The following is a 16,970-nucleotide window of genomic DNA, read 5'->3' as shown; positions in this document are numbered from 1 at the left end:
CGCGTGATCCCCCGCCCCACAGGACTGCGCACCCGCCTGGTCTTCACCTTCACCCTCGTCGCCGTCACCGCCTCCCTGCTGGTCGCCACCATCGGCTACGAGCTGGCCAAGACCGCGCTCCTGACCAGGACCGAGGCCGCCTCGCTGGACCTGGTGACCAAGGAGCTCGCCACCATCGACTTCCCGATCGGCAAGCTGAGGCCCGGCGAGGCCGCCCCCACCACCAGGGAGCTCGACCGCGTGGCCCACGCGCTGGCCGGGCCCGGCCGCAGCGCCCTGGTCGAGTACGGCACCCTCGTCGCCACCGAGGGCCCCATGTCGCTCAGCGACGTGCCCAACGAGCTGCACGGCAGGGCCAAGCAGAGCGTCGTCACCCAGCGCAAGCTCATCGACGGCGAGCTCTACCTCATCGTCGGCGCCGAGGTCTACCGCGACAACGCGGGCCGGCCCGAGTCCACCGGCCTCCAGGCGTTCGTCTTCTTCCCCCTGCGCGACGACGAGCGCCAGCTGGACACGCTCAGGACCACCCTGGCCCAGACGGGCCTCGTCATCGTGCTGAGCGCCCTGGGCGTGGCCCTGCTGTCGGCCAGGCAGGTCCTGCTGCCGGTACGCCGGCTGAGCGCCGCCGCCCAGGCGCTCGGGCAGGGCAAGCTGGACACCAGGCTGCCCGTGCACGGCCGCGACGAGCTGGCCGGGCTCACCGCCCGCTTCAACGACGCGGCGGCCGCGCTGGAGCTCAGCGTGTCGGAGCTGCGCTCGCTGGAGGCCATGTCCCGCAGGTTCGTGGCCGACGTCTCGCACGAGCTGCGCACGCCGCTGACCGCGATGACGGCCGTGGCCGACATGCTCTCCGACGAGGCCGACCACCTGCCGGAGGCGCCCGCCCAGGCCGTGCGGCTGGTGCTCAGGGAGATCGAGCGCCTGCGCGAGCTGGTCGAGCACCTCATCGAGATCAGCCGCTTCGACGCCGGCACGGCCACGCTCAACCTGGAGCCGGTCAACGTGGCCGACTCCATCCAGGACTGCCTGGAGGTGCGCGGCTGGAGCGACCAGGTCACGGTCACCGCCTCCCAGGGCCTGACCGCCAACCTCGACCCCAGCCGGTTCGACGTCATCGTGGCCAACCTGGTCGGCAACGCGCTCAAGCACGGCCTGCCCCCGGTCGTCGTCACGGCCAGGGCCACCGAGAACGGCCTGGAGGTGAAGGTGCGCGACCACGGCAGGGGCATCCCGCACGAGGCGCTGCCGCACGTCTTCGACCGCTTCTTCAAGGCCGGCGCGGGCCGGGCGCGCAGCCACGGCAGCGGCCTGGGCCTGGCCATCGCCCGCGCCAACGTCCAGCTCCACGGGGGCACGATCTCCGTACGCGCCCAGCACCCCGGAACCCTCTTCACCGTCTGGCTGCCGCACATATGAAGGCCATCACGAGCATCGCCGCCGCCCTGCTGCTGGCCGCCACGGCCTGCGGCATCTCGCCGACCGACGTCCAGGACAGGGGCGACGCCCCCACCGTCAAGATCCCGCCGCCGACCAAGACGATCTACCTGGTCAAGAACGGCAGGCTGTCGCGGGAGCCGGCCGACGTCGAGGACGACACCGTGGAGAGCGTGCTCGGCGCGCTCTTCGAGGCCTCGGCCCGCCCGCTGGGCGACCGGGACACCGCGTTGCGCGGGTTCACGTACCTGCGGACCAGGAACTCCATCAACCCGCCGCAGCGCGACGAGATCCAGCTCCCCCGCACCTCGACGCTGACCGTCTACATCGGCGGCGACGGCACGCTGACCAAGCTGGGCATGGCGCAGATCGTCTGCACCGCGCAGCAGGACGCGGCGTACGAGGTGGTGCGGATCGTACGGGAGAGCGAGGGCCGCCCCCCGCGGGACGAGGGGCGGCACACGTGCGGTGAGCTCAAGTGAGCGTCACATGGTGATGTCCTCCAGCATCTCCGTCACCAGCGCGGCGATCGGGGACCGCTCGGACCTGGTGAGCGTGACGTGCGCGAACAGCGGGTGCCCCTTCAGCTTCTCCACCACCGCGACCACGCCGTCGTGCCGGCCGACGCGCAGGTTGTCGCGCTGGGCCACGTCGTGGGTGAGCACGACCCGCGAGTTGGCGCCGATCCGGCTCAGCACGGTCAGCAGCACCCCGCGTTCGAGCGACTGGGCCTCGTCCACGATCACGAAGGCGTCGTGCAGCGACCGGCCGCGGATGTGCGTCAGCGGGAGCACCTCCAGCATGCCCCGGTCGAGCACCTCCTCGATGACCTCGGGTGAGGTGATCGCGCCGAGCGTGTCGTAGACCGCCTGGGCCCACGGGCCCATCTTCTCGCCCTCGCTGCCGGGCAGGTAGCCGAGCTCCTGGCCGCCCACGGCGTAGATGGGACGGAAGACGATCACCTTGCGGTGCTGGCGGCGCTCCAGGACCGCCTCCAGGCCCGCGCACAGCGCCAGCGCCGACTTGCCGGTGCCGGCCCGGCCGCCGAGCGAGACGATGCCGATCTCCGGGTCCATCAGCAGGTCGAGCGCGATGCGCTGCTCGGCGGAGCGGCCGTGCAGGCCGAAGACCTCGCGGTCGCCGCGGACCAGCCGCACCGACTTGTCGGGCTGCACCCGGCCGAGCGCCGAGCCCTTGGCCGACAGCAGGCGCAGGCCCGTGTGCGCGGGCAGGTCCCTGGCCTCTTCCATGTCGGCGGTGCCCGACTCGAAGAGGGTCTCGACGTCGTCCGTGGTGACCTGGATCTCGGCCATCCCTGTCCAGCCCGACTCGTGCACCAGCTCGGCGCGGTACTCCTCGGCCGCCAGGCCGATCGAGGCGGCCTTGACCCGCATCGGCAGGTCCTTGGAGACCAGCACGACGTCGCAGCCCTCACTGGCCAGCGAGCGGGCCACGGTGAGGATGCGCGTGTCGTTGTCGCCGAGGCGGAAGCCCACGGGCAAGATGGACGGATCGCTGTGGTTGAGCTCTACCCTGATCGTGCCGTCCCCCGTCGGCATCGCCTCGTCCAGCCTGCCGTACTGGACCCGTAGGTCGTCCAGGTAGCGCAGAGCCTTACGGGCGAAGTAGCCGAGCTCCGGGTGGTGCCGCTTGCCTTCCAGCTCCGTGATGACCACGATCGGAAGGACCACGTCGTGCTCGGCGAACCGGGTCATCGCCGCCGGGTCGGCTAGCAGGACCGAGGTGTCCAGCACGTACGTGCGCTTGGCCGACTGGTGAGTAGGGTTGCTCGAGGACACTGCCACACGTTCTCCCCCGGGTGCCCCTTGGTGCGGGCACCCTGCAGACGAGGTGGGAATCGGACCGGACCCGCGTCCCCGACCGCGAACTGCCGTCGGTGCCGGAGTCCGGCCCCCCTCGGCAGGTGTTGGTGCAAAGGCGGGACCTCTCCGAAATGTCCGACCTGTGACCGGACACTTCCAACGTTACGTCCTGGATACCCGATTGTCGTGTCAGGAACCGTAACGCCGATGTCTCGCAGCGTAATCGCGCAGCGCCCGAAGGAAGTCCACCCTGCGGAAGTCCGGCCAGTAGGCCTCGTGGAAGTAGAACTCGGAGTGAGCACTCTGCCAGAGCATGAAGCCGGACAGACGCTGCTCGCCCGACGTCCGGATGAGGAGGTCCGGGTCGGGTTGGCCGCGAGTGTAGAGATGCTCCGCGATGTGCTCGACATCGAGTACCTCGACCAGGTCCTCGATGCTCGCTCCCCTGCTCGCGTGTTCTTGGAGCAGTGAGCGCACCGCATCGGCAATCTCACGTCTTCCTCCATACCCAACTGCAACGTTCACAATCAGGCCTGGACGGTGTGATGACGCTTCTTTTGCATTTTTTAGGACATTAGCCGTCCGGTCCGGTAGCAGATCGAGCGCGCCGACCGGGCTGATCCGCCAGCCCTCGGCCACCAGCTCCTGCGTCACGTCCTCGATGATGCGCAGCAGCGGCTCCAGCTCTTCCCTCGGCCGGTTGAGGTTGTCGTTGGACAACATCCATACCGTGACCACCTCGACGCCCAGCTCGCGGCACCAGCCGAGCATCTCGGAGATCTTGTCCGCGCCCTTGCGGTGCCCCGTGGACACGTCACGCATGCCCATGGCACGCGCCCAGCGGCGGTTGCCGTCGATGATGACCCCGACATGCCGGGGGATGCTGTCCTTCGACAGCTTGGCCTCCAGCCGGTGTTCGTACAGCCGGTAGACCAGATCGCGCAGGCCCACGGAGTGCCTCCCCAGCGGTGCTGATGCCCCATTGGTCGTTCTGCTCCAACAGGCAATTATCACCGCGAATCGCCCGTGCCCGCTCCGTCTACGCGATTCCTCCGCAGACTCTCAACCTTTCAGACACCCTTCCGCCTCATCCACGAGCTGACGGACGAACACCGACAGCTCCGCGGAGGTGAGCACCGCCCGCATGCCCACGCCGGTGTCTCCCCAGGCCTCCACGTAGGCCCTCCGGGTCAGCCGCCACTCGCCGGGGCCCGGCTGCCACACCGGGATCGTGCGCAGCTGACAGCGCAGCTCACCGCCGCCCAGCCCGGCCCTGGTGAGGTAGCGGAAGGAGAACAGCTCGCTGTCGGGCCCGTCGCAGGGGAAGCGGTCGTCGGGATCGGCCCACCGCCTGGCGGCCCCCGTGCCCTGACGGGCCTCGTCGACGCCGCGCGCCAGGCGCGCCAGCGTGTGCCCGCAACGCTCACCCACGCTGCCGTACGGGGCGCCGTCGCGGTGCAGCTCCAGAGTGATCTCGTACGGCGCGCCCACGCTGTCCGTGCACGCGACCGGCGTCACGGTCAGATAGGACCCGTCGACGCAGCGTAGACCTCCCACTCCCTCCCCGTTACCCCGCGCCTTCCCGCTGAACCCTCGGCTCCCAGGCGTGCTCCCGCCAGCCCGGGGGCTGGTGCCACTCCGTCCAGCCGTGCCCCGTGCGCCCGTCCTCGGTCTCGTACGCGCACAGCGCCCTCGGGAACTCCGCCACCGCCCCCTCGGGCGAGGTCAGCGTCACCGGGGCGAACGTGATCGGGCGCACGGTCGTGGCGCAGCCGGGAAAGCTCAGCACGGTCCGCACCGGCCGGTCACCGTCGAAGGCGGTGGCGGCCGAGAAGCCCTCGACGTGGGCCAGGCCGCCCTCGCCCGCCAGGAACGCCGGCCAGGGCAGCTCCATGCCCAGGTTGGCGCGCATGCCGTGCAGGTACGTGCCGTCGTCCAGGCGGGCGCTGCTCCACAACCACGAGAGCGACCACCAGTCGCGCACGCCCCAGCTGTGGTCGCGCTCGCCGTGGCCGTGGAAGGGCACGCCGCCGATCGTGCCGGTGACCTCGCAGGGGATCTCGTAGCGCGGGGTGATCGCGTAGCCGTAGACGCCGGCCGCCGTGCGGAACTCCAGGTCCAGGGTGAGCTCGGCGGAGTCCAGGTGGATCTCGGCCCGCTCGAAGGGGTCGGGGGCGCGGTGGCCGGCCGTGTAGCCGGGGCCCGCCACCCCCAGGTCGCGGGCGGGCAGGGCCGCCTCGTGGTCGATCACCGTGACCCTGTCGCCGCCGGCGGTGACCAGGCAGGCCCAGTACCAGGCGCGGTTCCAGCCGGGGTAGAGGCCGAGGCGGACGTAGCCGCCCGTCCGGCCGTCCTCGGAGACGAAGTCGTAGTACCAGGACTCGTTCCACAGCGGCTCGCCGCCGGGGTCGTGCCGCCGCTCGTCCGCCCGGTCCAGGGGCCACTCGCCCATGTTGACGATCCGCATGCCGCCTCCCAAGCGCTTGCTGCGATCAGCGTATGCCAGGGAGGGGCGGTGTGATCAAGGGCCGGTCAGCGCAGGCCCGGGAGGCGGGACCACCAGCGGCGCCCGGGGGCCGGCGCGTCGGGCATCCTGCCGCGCTCGCGCAGCCAGGCGGCGAAGTCGTCGGCGTCGGTGCGGTAGTCGGGCGGCGGCGTGGCGCGGGCCCTGGCGTACGCGGCGAACTCGGCGGCCAGGTCGGGGCCGGCCGCCTGGGCGGTGTCCGGGCGGATCCTGGCCACGATGGCGCGGCGCTTGGAGACGAGGCTGGCGGACTGGGCCCGCATGCGCTCCGGGTCGAAGCCCTCGGGCACCTCCGCCCCGGCCACCAGGGCCGCCACGACGCGTCCCTGGGCCTCGGCCAGCCTCCTGCGCCGCTCCTCGCCGAGCTCCCGCTCCCCGGGCTCGACTGATCCCCGCTCCGCCGGCTCGCCTGATTCCCGCTCCGCCGGCTCGCCGAGCCCCCGTGGCTCGCCGAGCTCCAGCCGGGGGGCAGGCCGCGGCGGCTGCGCCGGCGGCCCCTGTGCGCCGGCGAGCCGCCGCGCTTCCTCCGGGCTCATCCGGCCTCTCCGGCCACCGCCATCGCGGCCCTGATCCTGGACAGCTCGTTCGCCAGCACGGCGTCGCTCGGGTACTCGTCGTCCCACTCCAGCAGCACCCCGGGCGGGGTGACCCGGGAGCACAGCTCGGTGAGCAGGTCGAGCACGGGCTGGGGCGCCGCCATGGTGTGCGTGTCGTGCCAGATGCCGTGGTGCTCGTAGCCGCCGGCGACGTGCACGTACGCCAGGTGCTCCAGCGGCAGCGTGTCCAGCGCCGCCACCGCCGGCAGGCCCAGGTTGAACTGGTTGGTGTAGAGGTTGGCCACGTCGACCAGCAGCCCCACGCCGGTGGCCGCCACCAGCTCGGCCAGGAACTGCGCCTCGGTCAGCTCGTCCTCGGGCCAGCCGAAGATGGCCGCGACGTTCTCCAGGGCCAGCGGGACGGGCAGCGCGTCCTGGGCCCTGCGCACGTTCTCGATGACGACCTTCAGCGACTCGCGCGTGCGCGGCACGGGCAGCAGGTGCCCCGCCTCGACGCCGCCACCGCGCACGAATGCCAGGTGCTCGCTGACCAGCGGCGCCTCCAGCGCCTGCGCGCACGCGGCCAGGTGCGCCAGCCGGGCCGGGGAGGGCGGCTCCGCGCCGCCGACCCCGAGCGACACCCCGTGGGGGATCACCGGCAGGCCCCTGGCCCGCAGCACGCGCAGCGACTCCGGCAGGTGGGCGGGCTTGATGTTCTCGGCGACCACTTCGAGGAAGTCGACGCCCGCCATGCGCTCGATGGTCAGGTCCAGCTCGGACCGCCACCCGATGCCCACTCCCAGCCCCGCCATGGTCAGCTTCCTCCTCCGCAACCACCGCCGCCGCAGCCGCCGCCCCCGCCGCAGCCAGACGATCCGCTGCCGCACCCCGCGGTGCCGTGGGAGCTGCCCTGGGAGACCCCGCCGCCGCAGCCCGCCGAGCCGTCGCCGGCGTACGAGCTTCTGCGCCGCCGCTCGCGGCGAGCCTCCTGCCTGCCGAGCTCGGCCCGCAGATTGGGGTCGCGCAGCGACTCGACGCCGTAGAGCGCGAGCGGGACGGGCCCTTCGGCGACGCCGCGCGTATGCGCCTGCCTCGCCGAGTCGAGCGCCTCGCGGCCGGTCGCGGTCAGCGTGGCGCGGATGGCGCGGCGGTGGGCGCCGAGCACGACCTCCGCGCCGATCGCCGTGCCCAGGAAGACCAGCGTGGCGAGCAGCGCGTGGAAGCTCGGGGTCACGACCAGGGTCAGGCCCTCGATCGCGAAACCCGCGTACGCGGCCACCGACAGCACCCGCAGCCGCACGCTCAGATTGCGGGCCCGGGTGAAGACGCCATCGGGCAGGAGCAGCCCGTGGGCCATGAGCCGCTGCTTGATCTCGTCCATCGCCAGGCTCCTGGCGACCTCGATCCTGAGCGACATCACGGGCAGGCCCGAGCGCGTGGCCACCATGCCGAGCACCGCTTCCTCGACGGGCGCCCCCGCCACGGTGCTCGTGATGACCCGGTGCACCCGGCCGCCGCGCGAGACGCGCAGGTCGTGGCGCTCGGCCAGGGTGGCGATCGCGGTGTCGGCCACCCGGTGCGGGCCGCCCGCCAGGTAGGCCAGGTCGTAGTGGTCGAGATCCCGATAACGGGTGCCCGCGGCCTCGCGCCGGATGGCGGCGTGCGCGCGGGTGATGGCAGAGGTGGTGGCGGCGGCGTAAGCCGCGATGGCCACCGAAACGATGAGCAGGAACAGGTCCATGTGCGGCCTCCCCTCGTGCGGCCGATCAGCCTGCGTGCCGGAAAGACACTTGTTCGCAAGGTAGAGGCTCGGCCCGCGCGGGACCGGCTTTTGCTCGTTTAGCTCCCGCTGGATCCGCCCCCGCAGCTCGATCCGCCGCCACAACCGGAACCGCCGCCACTGCTCGACCCTCCGCCACAGCCCGAGGAGCCGCCGCCGAAGTCGAGCCCGCCGTGGGAGTCGCTGCCGAACGTCGCGCCGTCGCCGCCGTACGAGCCGCAGGAGCCGGCGCAGTCACCGTGCGGGTCCCCTGCCGACAGCCCGTCGCAGAGGCTCCGGTCACCGAGATCGTGCAGCCCGTACAGGGCGACGGGGATGCCGACGGCCATGACCAGGGAGCTGTGGTCGCGTACGTCCCTGCGGTGGTGGGCGCGGGCCGAGATCAGCACGTCGCGGCCCTCGCGGGTGACGACGTTGCGCAGCCGCCGCTTCTGCCGGTACAGCCCGGCGGCCCCGCTGACCACCGCGAACCCGGAGATCAGGAACGCCCCGGCGAGGTAGCTCTCCCGGCCCGCCACGCCGATCACGGTCAGCACGAACAACAGCACCAGGTATCCCACGGCGCCCGCCACGGCGAGCTGGGCCCGGTCCCTGAGCCGCCACGCCGTCGCGAACGCCTGCTCGCGCACGATCAGCCCGCGTGCTTCGAGCCCGCCCGCCAGGGCGTGGAGCGCGGGATGCGGCTCCAGCTCCCGCCGCAGCTCGCTCGCCCGGTAACCGCCCGGCCTGGCCGCCAGCGCGTCGAGCACGGCCTGCTCGATCGGCACCGCCGACGGCCGCGCCCCGTGCACCGGAGTGACCTGGGAGGACCGCGACACGCGGACGGCGCCGGCCGTCGCGAGGACGGCCAGCGCCGTGTTGACGGCCCGCCGCGGGCCGCCGGAGAGATAGGCCAGCTCATAGTGGGTGAGCTGGTGCCCTGTGCCGCTCGGCGTGGTCTCGCTGATGCGCCTGCGCTCCCGCTCGACGCGCTGCTCGGCCGCGCCGACCAGGAAGAAGACCCCGAAGGCGGCGATGAGCAGGACGAGATCCACGGCGGCCCTCCCGAGCGGCGGTGCGGCGTCCGGCCAAGGTAGACGGCCGGGCCGCACCGCACAAGGGAGCTCCGCTCAGCGCGGGCTCAGCCGAGGCGGTCGCGCAGCGCGTTGTACTCGTCCCACAGTTCCTTCGGCAGGTGGTCGCCGAACGTCTCGAAGTGGCCGGGGATCAGCGCGGCCTCCTCCCGCCAGACCTCGCGGTCGACGGTCAGCAGCATGCGCAGGTCGTCCTCGGACAGGTCGAGGCCCTGGGTGTCGAGGTCGGCCGGCAGCAGGCCGATCGGCGTGGGCACGGCCTCGGCCTCGCCGTTCAGCCGCTCCACGATCCACTTGAGCACGCGGCTGTTCTCGCCGAACCCGGGCCAGACGAACTTGCCCTCGTCGTTCTTCCTGAACCAGTTGACGTAGTAGATCCTCGGCAGCCGGGCGCCCTCGCGGCGGCCGATGTCCAGCCAGTGGCCGAAGTAGTCGCCCATGTTGTAGCCGCAGAACGGCAGCATGGCGAACGGGTCGTGGCGCAGCTCGCCGACCTTGCCCTCGGCGGCGGCGGTCTTCTCGGAGGCGACGTTGGCTCCGAGGAAGACGCCGTGCTGCCAGCTCAGCGACTCCGTGACCAGAGGCACGGCGGTGGCGCGGCGACCGCCGAACAGGATCGCTGAGATGGGCACGCCCTTGGGGTCCTGCCATTCGGGCGCGATGGTCGGGCACTGCGCGGCAGGCGTGGTGAAGCGCGCGTTGGGGTGGGCGGCGGGCTCGTCGCTGTCGGGCGTCCAGGAGCGGCCCTTCCAGTCCGTGAGGTGCGCGGGCGGCTCCTCGGTGAGGCCCTCCCACCACACGTCGCCGTCGTCGGTGAGCGCGACGTTGGTGAAGATGCTGTTGCCCCAGAGCGTCTGGATGGCGTTGGCGTTGGTCACCTGGCCGGTGCCGGGGGCCACGCCGAAGAAGCCGGCCTCCGGGTTGATGGCGTACAGGCGGCCGTCCTCGCCGAACCGCATCCAGGCGATGTCGTCGCCGATCGTCTCGACCTTCCAGCCCGGGATCGTGGGCTTGAGCATGGCGAGGTTGGTCTTGCCGCAGGCGCTGGGGAAGGCGGCGGCGATGTAGCGGGTCTCGCCGGAGGGCGGCGTGAGCTTGAGGATGAGCATGTGCTCGGCCAGCCAGCCCTCGTCGCGGGCCATCACGCTGGCGATGCGCAGCGCGTAGCACTTCTTGCCGAGCAGCGCGTTGCCGCCGTAGCCGGAGCCGTACGACCAGATCTCGCGGGTCTCGGGGAAGTGGCTGATGTACTTCGTGGAGCTGCACGGCCAGGGCACGTCCGCCTGGCCCGGCTCCAGGGGCGCCCCGACGGAGTGGACCGCCTTGACGAAGTCGCTGTGCTCATGGTCGCGCTTGCTGCGGCCTCCGTTGGCTCGTTCCTCGCTCTCTTCGGCCTGTCGCGCCGCTCCGCGCTCCTCGATCAGCCGCAGCGCCCGCTCACCCATCCGCGTCATGACGCGCATGGAGACGGCGACGTACGGCGAGTCGGTGATCTCCACCCCGAGCTGGGAGATCTCGCCGCCCAGCGGCCCCATGCAGAACGGCACCACGTACATGGTGCGCCCGCGCATGCAGCCCTTGAACAGCTCGCCGAACGTCCGGCGCATCTCGCCGGGCGCGATCCAGTTGTTCGTGGGCCCGGCGTCCTCGCGGCGCTCGGAGCAGATGTAGGTGCGGTCCTCGACCCGCGCCACGTCGGTGGGGTCGGACTTGGCGTAGAAGCTGTTGGGCCTGGCGGCCAGGCGCGTGAGCGTGCCCTGCTCCACGAGGAGGTTGGTCAGCCGTGTCCACTCCTCCTCGGACCCGTCGCACCACTCGACGCGGTCCGGCTGGGTGAGAGCTGCGATCTCGTTCACCCACGCGACCAATTCGCGATTGCTGGTGGGCGCTTCTACTTCCACGGAAACGGACACGACTCGACTCCTCCACTCTCTCAGGGCCCAGTCATCATTAACGACGAAGCACCCCGAAAGCCAATTGGCATAGACCTATTGTCTGGCGCGTCGCCGCAGGCAGCGGCCCTGACGATTGGGGGAGCCTACCCAGGCGGAGAGGATTTAAAAGAGGAGTTTTTCACACCTCCGGAGCCCAGTGGTCCAGTCCAATTACGCTGGTCTAAACCAATTCCGGAAGTGGTTTAGTCCTTTCCCGGAGCCGTTTCCGCTGGCCGCTCTCAGGAATGGACGTCGGGCCCCGATGAGCGAACGCGGTCGACGTGCCGCAGGGCGTCGCGCAGCTCGGCCAGCCACTCGTCGGTGTTCCTGCCGACCAGGCGCACGCACCAGGCGAGCGCGTCACTGCGGCTCCTGGCCACGCCGGCGGCCACGAGCGTGTCGAGCACCTGGCGCTCGGCCTGCCGCAGGCGGGTCATCACGGGCACGGAGAGTGTGGTGAACATCACAGTCTCGCCACCGCAGACGACCCCCCAGGACACCTTCTGCCGGAACTTGTGCTCGGCCTCCCTGGCGATCTCGATCCGCCGCTCGCGGGTCTCCTCCCTGAACCTCCTGGCGAGCCCTTCGACGAGGGCCTGCCGCTCGGTCTCCGGCGTGTCGGCCGGCGGGTCGGGCAGCGTGCCGAGCACCGCGATCTCCTCGCGGTCCCTGACGATCTCGGGCGCTCCGGTGAACCAGCCCTCGGGCAGCCGGCCGGTGAACCAGCCGCGCACCTGCGCGGTCGCATCGTCTGTAGACATGTAATCAACATTACATTCTTGCGCCCCGAATGCACGCGCGGCTATGGGGACCTGTCCATCGAGGGAAGGGTCAGCGGACCTTGCCCGCCGCGATGGGGCTCACCCGCACGACCCCGGCCAGATTCCTGGTGCTCACCGGGGCGATCTTTACCACGTCTCCGGTGCGCGGCGCGTGCAACATCTTCCCGTCACCCCAGTAGATCGCCACATGCGAGATGTAGTCGGGGTTCGTCGGGTCGTTGCGCCAGAAGAGCAGGTCGCCGGGGACCGCCTGCGAGTACGGCACCTGCGGCCCCGTCACCCACTGCTGGTGCGTCACCCGCGGCATCCGCACCCCCGCCTGCCCGTAGGCCCACTGGACCAGGCCGGAGCAGTCGAAGGTCTCGGGCCCCTCGGCACCCCACACGTACGGGCGGCCCAGCTTGGAGACGGCAGCCTTCAGCGCCACCGTGAGCTGCTCGCCGGTCATGAACGAGCCCGCCGGCCAGTTCCGCTGGGTCACCTTCTGCTGCGGCTGGGGCAGCACCGGGTTGACCATGGCCACCTGCGTGCCCTTGCCCAGCGCCCTCATGATCCGCTTGCGCAGCGTGTCGGAGTTCGCCTTGGGCGCGCTGACGATGAGCGCGTTGTCGCGGGGCAGCCCCAGCGAGCGGCCCACCTGCTTGGACACGACGGCGTCCACGGCGCCGAAGCCCGTCGTGGCGTACGCGCCGATGCGCAACTGCCCGGCGGAGCCGGCCGACACCCGGCTGTGCAGCGACAGCCCGCCGTCGTTGCCGAGCACGAACGAGACCGCCACGTCGCCGGCCGCGACGTTCTGCCACAGCGCGTCGGAGGAGGCGGTCACCTTGGGGGTGTAGGAGCGGAACGTCGAGGGGTTGACGGCCAGCGTCTGCACGCGCTTGCCGTCGAGCGTGACCGAGGCCGCGTCGGCCAGTTCCAGCGCCCGCACGCCGGACAGCCTGGCGACCTTCTGCAACATCTCGTTGGTGAACGGCTTGCTCGTCAGCACGAACAGGTTGGGCTTGTGCAGCTTGCTCAGCGGCTGCACCGGCTGCGTGGTCACGGCGGGCTGCTGCTGCACCGGCCGCTTCTGCGCCAGCGGCGTCTGCCTGGGGGTGGCCCGCACGGCCTCGTCGACGGGCGCCATGGCCGCGTCCGGCTGGGTGAGTAACAACACGTCGGCCGTCAGCACCGCGACCAGGGTCACCACGATGAACGGCACCAGTTTGTAGGTGTTGCGCCGTTTACGGGACTTAACTAAGAAACTGAGGTCTTGCCGGATTCCGGACCCATGCGAAAATTCCGCCGGGCCAGCGGGGGCCCGGCGGTCGTGGTCCAGGGGGGTCAGTTGCCGATGTACGGCACAGCCTCAAGGATCTCGACGGTGTTCTGCCGTCCGTTGGGCATGGAGTACGTGGCCTTCTCTCCGATCTTCTTCCCGTTGATCGCCGCCCCGAGCGGGGACTTGGGCGAGTAGACGTCGATCGGCGCTCCGCTCTCCTCGCGGGAGGCGAGCAGGAAGGTGACCTCGTCGTCGTCACCGACGAACCGGATGGTCACGGTCATGCCGGGGCCCACCACGCCCTCGGCCTTGGGGGCCTCTCCCACCTGGGCGTTGTCGAGAATCTGCCGGAGGTGGAAGATCCGGGCCTCCATCTTGCCCTGCTCGTCCTTGGCGGCGTGGTATCCGCCGTTCTCGCGCAGGTCGCCCTCTTCACGGGCGGCCTCGATCTTCTTGGCGATGTCGACGCGCCCGGGGCCAGAGAGATACTCGTACTCCGCCTTCAGGCGGTCGTACGCCTCCTGCGTCAGCCATGTGACGTTCTCATCGCGAGAGTCGGCCACGGGTTCTCCTTGCTTGCCTAGGGGGCCCTGAGATCAGTTGAGGTCGCGTACGGTTGAATTGCGAAAGGCTAACAAGTCAACCGCTCGAACGCTTCCCCAAATGTCTCACTATACGAGATTGCAGTACTGGATGTGGACGGAAGTCGCCTGGCCGCTCGTGTCCAGGCTTTCCTTGAGCTGCTTACTACCCTCACCAGCCGCGATTCTTACTTCCTTGCTGCCCACTTCCGCATGATTGACGTCCAGAGCCCTGATCCGGCAGACGGCCACCCTATCGTCTGGCTTGTAGACCTCAAAGGTGATCTCGGCGCTGCTGGGTCCGTTGACCTTGAACGTCACGACCTGCGCCGGCGCCTCCGACCCTCCGGCCGTCATCGACCACATCACGTAGCCCCACCCACCTGCGATGATGGCCACCAGCACGCCGATCACCACGTGGACGACGAGCCGGCCACCTCGCTTGGGCCGGTCCGGAAAGTCGTCGGGCGTGCCGAGAACTGGCCCGTTCCCGACATCTTTGGTGACCATGGCGGAATCTCCCTGCACTCCCTCAGCGTTATCCGAGACAATTGTCGCCCGCGGGGGGTGTGCCCTCGCGACCGCCCAGCAGAAACTAACCTCTCTGGGTGACTGACCGGTCCCAACTGAGGAGCTTCGAGCCCGTGAGTGCACCGCTGAGGCTGATGGCCGTTCACGCCCACCCCGACGACGAGTCGAGCAAGGGCGCCGCCACCATGGCGCGTTACGTGCGTGAAGGCGTGGAAGTGCTGGTCTGTACCCTCACGGGCGGCGAGCGCGGATCCGTGCTCAACCCGAAGATGGACCGGCCTGAGATCGTCGCCAACATCGGCGAGGTGCGCAAGGCCGAGATGGCCAGGGCGCGCGAGATCCTCGGCGTCGAGCAGCGTTTCATGGGTTTCGTGGACTCCGGGCTGCCGGAGAACGAGGACGAGGCGCTGCCTGAGGGCTGCTTCGGCCTGCAGAAGCTGGAGGACGCCGCGGCGCCGCTGGTGGCCGCCGTGCGCGAGTTCAGGCCGCACGTGATCATCACCTACGACGACGACGGCGGTTACCCGCACCCCGACCACATCATGACCAACAAGGTCTCCGTGGAGGCGTTCGAGGCGGCCGGCGACCCCGACCGCTACCCCGGCACCGGCGACCCCTGGCAGCCGCTCAAGCTCTACTACCAGATGGGCTTCACCAAGGAGCGCTTCGAGGCGCTGCACGAGGCGATGACCGAGCGCGGCCTCGGCTCCCCGTACGCCGACTGGATCTCCCGCTGGGAGGACCGCCCCGCCAAGTGGCCGGTGACCACGCGGGTGCCGTGCGGCGACTACTTCGAGATCCGCGACGAGGCGCTGAAGGCGCACGCCACCCAGGTCGACCCCGACAGCTGGTGGTTCGTCTGCCCGCGCGAGCTCCAGCAGGAGATCTGGCCGACCGAGGACTACCACCTGGCGCGCTCTCTGGTCGACACCGACCTGCCGGAGGACGACCTGTTCGCGGGCATCCACGCCGACGAGGTCGAGCCCGCCTGCCACTGAACGGACCACGGCACCTCGGTGGCAGACTGGAGGGGTGATGGTTCTAGCAGCAGGTGAAGTGAGCCCGGGTCTGCTCGGGTTCGTCGTCGTGGCCCTTCTCGGGCTCGCCCTGTACATCCTGATCAAGTCGATGAACAAGCAGATGTCGAAGATCCAGGTGCCGCGCGAGAGTGAGATCGAGGCCGAGGCGGCCCGCGAGGACGAGAAGGCCAAGAAGTAGATGCCGATCGAAATAGTCGACAACTCGACGGAGAGCCGGTTCGAGATCCTCGTGGACGGCAAGGTCGCCGGGTTCGCCGACTACCTCCTGCTGCCCACGAAGATCATCTTTACCCACACCGAGGTGCTGCCCGCCTACGAGGGGCAGGGGCTGGCGGGCAAGCTGGTCGGGCACGCCCTGCAGGCGAGCGCCGACACCGGCCTGCGCGTCGAGCCGCGCTGCCCCTACGTCGCCAAGTACATCGAGCGCCACCCCGAGTTCCAGGAGCTCGTGGGCTGAGCGCTCACTCGGCGGCGGGCGACCAGGCGCGTTCGAGCGCCCTGGGCAGCCCCCACCAGCCCAGCGGCGTGAGCACGTCGTCCTTGTCCACGACGCCGAGCAGCCGCCACAGGGTCACCACCGACTCGAACAGCGCCTCCGTCGCGTCGAGGTCGTCGTCGTCCTGCTCGTCGATGTCGATGTCCTCCGACTCGGCGATGAGCCGCGCCATGCGCTCGGGCGAGGCCAGCACCCCGGGGCCCAGGCGCACCAGCGCCGCCACCCCCGCCAGCCAGTCGGCGTGCTGGATCGCGCAGAGGTTGGCCAGCGCGGTGTCCTCCTCGCTCAGGTCCCTGTCGAGATCGGCGAACTCCTCCAGCACGTCCGCGCCGTCCGACAGGTCCGAGATCGGCCCCGCCACGCCCGCCGCCACCGCCAGCCACAGCTCCGCGTCGCCGTCCGGCACCGGCCGGTCGTCGAACCCGGCGCAGGCCCGCAGCACGTTGGCGGGATAGCCGGGCAGGGCGAGCAGCGCGCGCAGCCGCGCCACCGCCGCCTCCAGCTCCGTGACGGGCAGCTCGGGCTGCTTGGGCAGCTCCGCCATGATCCGCCGCAGCTCCGACAGCGCGAACGCCTCCTCCTCGTCCCAGGCCGCGAACAGCTCCTCGTCCTGCTCGTCGCTGACCGCGAACCCGGGCACCCGGCCGTCGGGCAGCGGCGTGCCCAGCCAGCGCTCCTGCAGCTCCTCGTAGGCCGCGCGGGCGCCCTGGTCGCCGGTGGCCAGCGCGTCGGGGTCGATCTCCCCCGACGCCACCCGCTCCTCCAGGTGCGCCACCAGCCGGGCGAACATCTCGCTCGCCACGGGCCCGCGCTCGTCCTCCTCCGGCCAGACGAAGTAGCTGGGCGTCATGAGGATCGGCTCCGTGCCCGTGGACTCCACCCACCGCTGCACGTCGCCCACCGTGGCCACCCCCGCCTCGATCGAGCTGAGCGTCGCCTTGGCGGACTCCCAGAACGCGAGCGTGAGCGGGTTGCCCGCCGACATCATGGCCCGCCGCAGGTCGGGCAGCGCCACGAGCGCCACGCCCGACGGCACGGCGAGCAGCGCGCGCGCCACGTCCCTGCGCGTGAGGGCCGGCGCCGGACGACCGGCCTGGGCGCAGACGAAGTCCATATCCACGTCCCGTAACCTACGCCGCGTCCTGTTCCGGCCGCACCCCCTGCTCCCCGGA

19 protein-coding genes are annotated in these 16,970 nt (G+C 70.8%); 5 read left to right on the top strand and 14 right to left on the bottom strand.

Annotation, left to right across the window (positions count from 1 at the left end):
- Positions 1-3 precede the first annotated feature (3 nt).
- The gene (locus HD597_RS57355; RefSeq protein WP_253757083.1) at positions 4-1,416 is read left to right on the top strand and encodes an ATP-binding protein; all 1,413 of its coding nucleotides are present in this window, start codon (positions 4-6) and stop codon (positions 1,414-1,416) included.
- Positions 1,413-1,916, top strand: coding sequence for a hypothetical protein (locus HD597_RS57350; RefSeq protein ID WP_253757081.1), 504 nt, complete (start codon positions 1,413-1,415; stop codon positions 1,914-1,916). Before HD597_RS57355 ends, HD597_RS57350 begins: the two co-directional genes overlap by 4 nt.
- A gap of 3 nt (positions 1,917-1,919) precedes the next feature.
- Here HD597_RS57350 and phoH2 read toward each other — a convergent pair whose 3' ends face one another.
- From phoH2 to HD597_RS57285, 13 genes are all read right to left on the bottom strand, one after another.
- The gene (phoH2, locus tag HD597_RS57345) at positions 1,920-3,188 is read right to left on the bottom strand and encodes an RNA 5'-3' helicase PhoH2 (protein ID WP_308210990.1); all 1,269 of its coding nucleotides are present in this window, start codon (positions 3,186-3,188) and stop codon (positions 1,920-1,922) included.
- Positions 3,189-3,446: 258 nt separating this feature from the next.
- Positions 3,447-4,208 (bottom strand): isoprenyl transferase, encoded by a 762-nt coding sequence (locus HD597_RS57340; RefSeq protein WP_253757079.1) that lies wholly within the window; start codon positions 4,206-4,208, stop codon positions 3,447-3,449.
- 111 nt (positions 4,209-4,319) lie between these two features.
- Positions 4,320-4,775, bottom strand: coding sequence for a hypothetical protein (locus tag HD597_RS57335; RefSeq protein WP_253757076.1), 456 nt, complete (start codon positions 4,773-4,775; stop codon positions 4,320-4,322).
- 49 nt (positions 4,776-4,824) lie between these two features.
- The gene (locus tag HD597_RS57330; RefSeq protein WP_253757074.1) at positions 4,825-5,724 is read right to left on the bottom strand and encodes a DUF7064 domain-containing protein; all 900 of its coding nucleotides are present in this window, start codon (positions 5,722-5,724) and stop codon (positions 4,825-4,827) included.
- A gap of 65 nt (positions 5,725-5,789) precedes the next feature.
- Positions 5,790-6,317 carry an SCO6045 C-terminal-like domain-containing protein gene (locus HD597_RS57325; RefSeq protein ID WP_253757071.1) on the bottom strand — a complete coding sequence of 176 codons (528 nt, stop codon included), beginning with the start codon at positions 6,315-6,317 and terminating at the stop codon, positions 5,790-5,792.
- The gene (locus HD597_RS57320; RefSeq protein WP_253757069.1) at positions 6,314-7,129 is read right to left on the bottom strand and encodes an MbnB/TglH/ChrH family RiPP precursor modification enzyme; all 816 of its coding nucleotides are present in this window, start codon (positions 7,127-7,129) and stop codon (positions 6,314-6,316) included. Before HD597_RS57320 ends, HD597_RS57325 begins: the two co-directional genes overlap by 4 nt.
- Before the next feature lie 2 nt (positions 7,130-7,131).
- Positions 7,132-8,058, bottom strand: coding sequence for a TIGR04222 domain-containing membrane protein (locus tag HD597_RS57315; protein WP_253757067.1), 927 nt, complete (start codon positions 8,056-8,058; stop codon positions 7,132-7,134).
- 98 nt (positions 8,059-8,156) lie between these two features.
- Positions 8,157-9,131 (bottom strand): TIGR04222 domain-containing membrane protein, encoded by a 975-nt coding sequence (locus HD597_RS57310; RefSeq protein ID WP_253757065.1) that lies wholly within the window; start codon positions 9,129-9,131, stop codon positions 8,157-8,159.
- Between the two features lie 86 nt (positions 9,132-9,217).
- Complete coding sequence (locus HD597_RS57305; RefSeq protein WP_253757063.1) at positions 9,218-11,083, bottom strand: phosphoenolpyruvate carboxykinase (GTP); 1,866 nt, start codon at positions 11,081-11,083, stop codon at positions 9,218-9,220.
- A gap of 260 nt (positions 11,084-11,343) precedes the next feature.
- Positions 11,344-11,865, bottom strand: coding sequence for an ATP-binding transcription factor AbmR (abmR, locus tag HD597_RS57300; protein WP_253757061.1), 522 nt, complete (start codon positions 11,863-11,865; stop codon positions 11,344-11,346).
- A gap of 70 nt (positions 11,866-11,935) precedes the next feature.
- A complete protein-coding gene (locus tag HD597_RS66350) occupies positions 11,936-13,090 on the bottom strand; it encodes a C40 family peptidase (RefSeq protein ID WP_253757059.1) in 1,155 nt (384 codons plus the stop codon).
- Between the two features lie 122 nt (positions 13,091-13,212).
- Positions 13,213-13,713, bottom strand: coding sequence for a transcription elongation factor GreA (gene greA, locus HD597_RS57290; RefSeq protein ID WP_148437100.1), 501 nt, complete (start codon positions 13,711-13,713; stop codon positions 13,213-13,215).
- A gap of 108 nt (positions 13,714-13,821) precedes the next feature.
- Positions 13,822-14,241 carry a DUF4307 domain-containing protein gene (locus HD597_RS57285; protein ID WP_253757056.1) on the bottom strand — a complete coding sequence of 140 codons (420 nt, stop codon included), beginning with the start codon at positions 14,239-14,241 and terminating at the stop codon, positions 13,822-13,824.
- 134 nt (positions 14,242-14,375) lie between these two features.
- On the opposite strand from HD597_RS57285, the gene mca reads away from it, so the two are divergent.
- Genes mca through HD597_RS57270 form a run of 3 tightly spaced genes read left to right on the top strand, consistent with a single transcriptional unit; the run spans position 14,376 to position 15,759 of the window.
- Positions 14,376-15,260: a mycothiol conjugate amidase Mca gene (mca, locus tag HD597_RS57280; protein ID WP_253757054.1), complete on the top strand. Its 885-nt coding sequence runs from the start codon at positions 14,376-14,378 to the stop codon at positions 15,258-15,260.
- 37 nt (positions 15,261-15,297) lie between these two features.
- Complete coding sequence (locus tag HD597_RS57275; RefSeq protein WP_253757052.1) at positions 15,298-15,480, top strand: hypothetical protein; 183 nt, start codon at positions 15,298-15,300, stop codon at positions 15,478-15,480.
- Positions 15,481-15,759 carry a GNAT family N-acetyltransferase gene (locus HD597_RS57270; protein WP_253757049.1) on the top strand — a complete coding sequence of 93 codons (279 nt, stop codon included), beginning with the start codon at positions 15,481-15,483 and terminating at the stop codon, positions 15,757-15,759.
- Positions 15,760-15,763: 4 nt separating this feature from the next.
- Here the strand turns inward: HD597_RS57270 and HD597_RS57265 are convergent, their stop codons facing one another.
- Positions 15,764-16,912, bottom strand: coding sequence for a hypothetical protein (locus tag HD597_RS57265; RefSeq protein ID WP_253759914.1), 1,149 nt, complete (start codon positions 16,910-16,912; stop codon positions 15,764-15,766).
- Positions 16,913-16,970 lie beyond the last annotated feature (58 nt).

Source organism: Nonomuraea thailandensis (assembly GCF_024172165.1).
GTDB classification, from domain to species: Bacteria; Actinomycetota; Actinomycetes; order Streptosporangiales; family Streptosporangiaceae; genus Nonomuraea; species Nonomuraea thailandensis.
The sequence above is the reverse complement of the archived record's forward strand: the minus strand, read 5'-3'. Positions and strand labels throughout refer to the sequence as shown.

Bases quoted from the DNA above. Each gene is read 5' to 3' on its own strand.
- HD597_RS57350 (WP_253757081.1), top strand. From the start codon at position 1,413: ATGAAGGCCATCACGAGCATCGCCGCCGCCCTGCTGCTGGCCGCCACG.
- HD597_RS57330 (WP_253757074.1), bottom strand. From the start codon at position 5,724: ATGCGGATCGTCAACATGGGCGAGTGGCCCCTGGACCGGGCGGACGAG.
- HD597_RS57325 (WP_253757071.1), bottom strand. From the start codon at position 6,317: ATGAGCCCGGAGGAAGCGCGGCGGCTCGCCGGCGCACAGGGGCCGCCG.
- HD597_RS57320 (WP_253757069.1), bottom strand. From the start codon at position 7,129: ATGGCGGGGCTGGGAGTGGGCATCGGGTGGCGGTCCGAGCTGGACCTG.
- HD597_RS57315 (WP_253757067.1), bottom strand. From the start codon at position 8,058: ATGGACCTGTTCCTGCTCATCGTTTCGGTGGCCATCGCGGCTTACGCC.
- abmR (WP_253757061.1), bottom strand. From the start codon at position 11,865: ATGTCTACAGACGATGCGACCGCGCAGGTGCGCGGCTGGTTCACCGGC.
- HD597_RS57285 (WP_253757056.1), bottom strand. From the start codon at position 14,241: ATGGTCACCAAAGATGTCGGGAACGGGCCAGTTCTCGGCACGCCCGAC.
- HD597_RS57275 (WP_253757052.1), top strand. From the start codon at position 15,298: ATGGTTCTAGCAGCAGGTGAAGTGAGCCCGGGTCTGCTCGGGTTCGTC.
- HD597_RS57270 (WP_253757049.1), top strand. From the start codon at position 15,481: ATGCCGATCGAAATAGTCGACAACTCGACGGAGAGCCGGTTCGAGATC.
- HD597_RS57265 (WP_253759914.1), bottom strand. From the start codon at position 16,912: ATGGACTTCGTCTGCGCCCAGGCCGGTCGTCCGGCGCCGGCCCTCACG.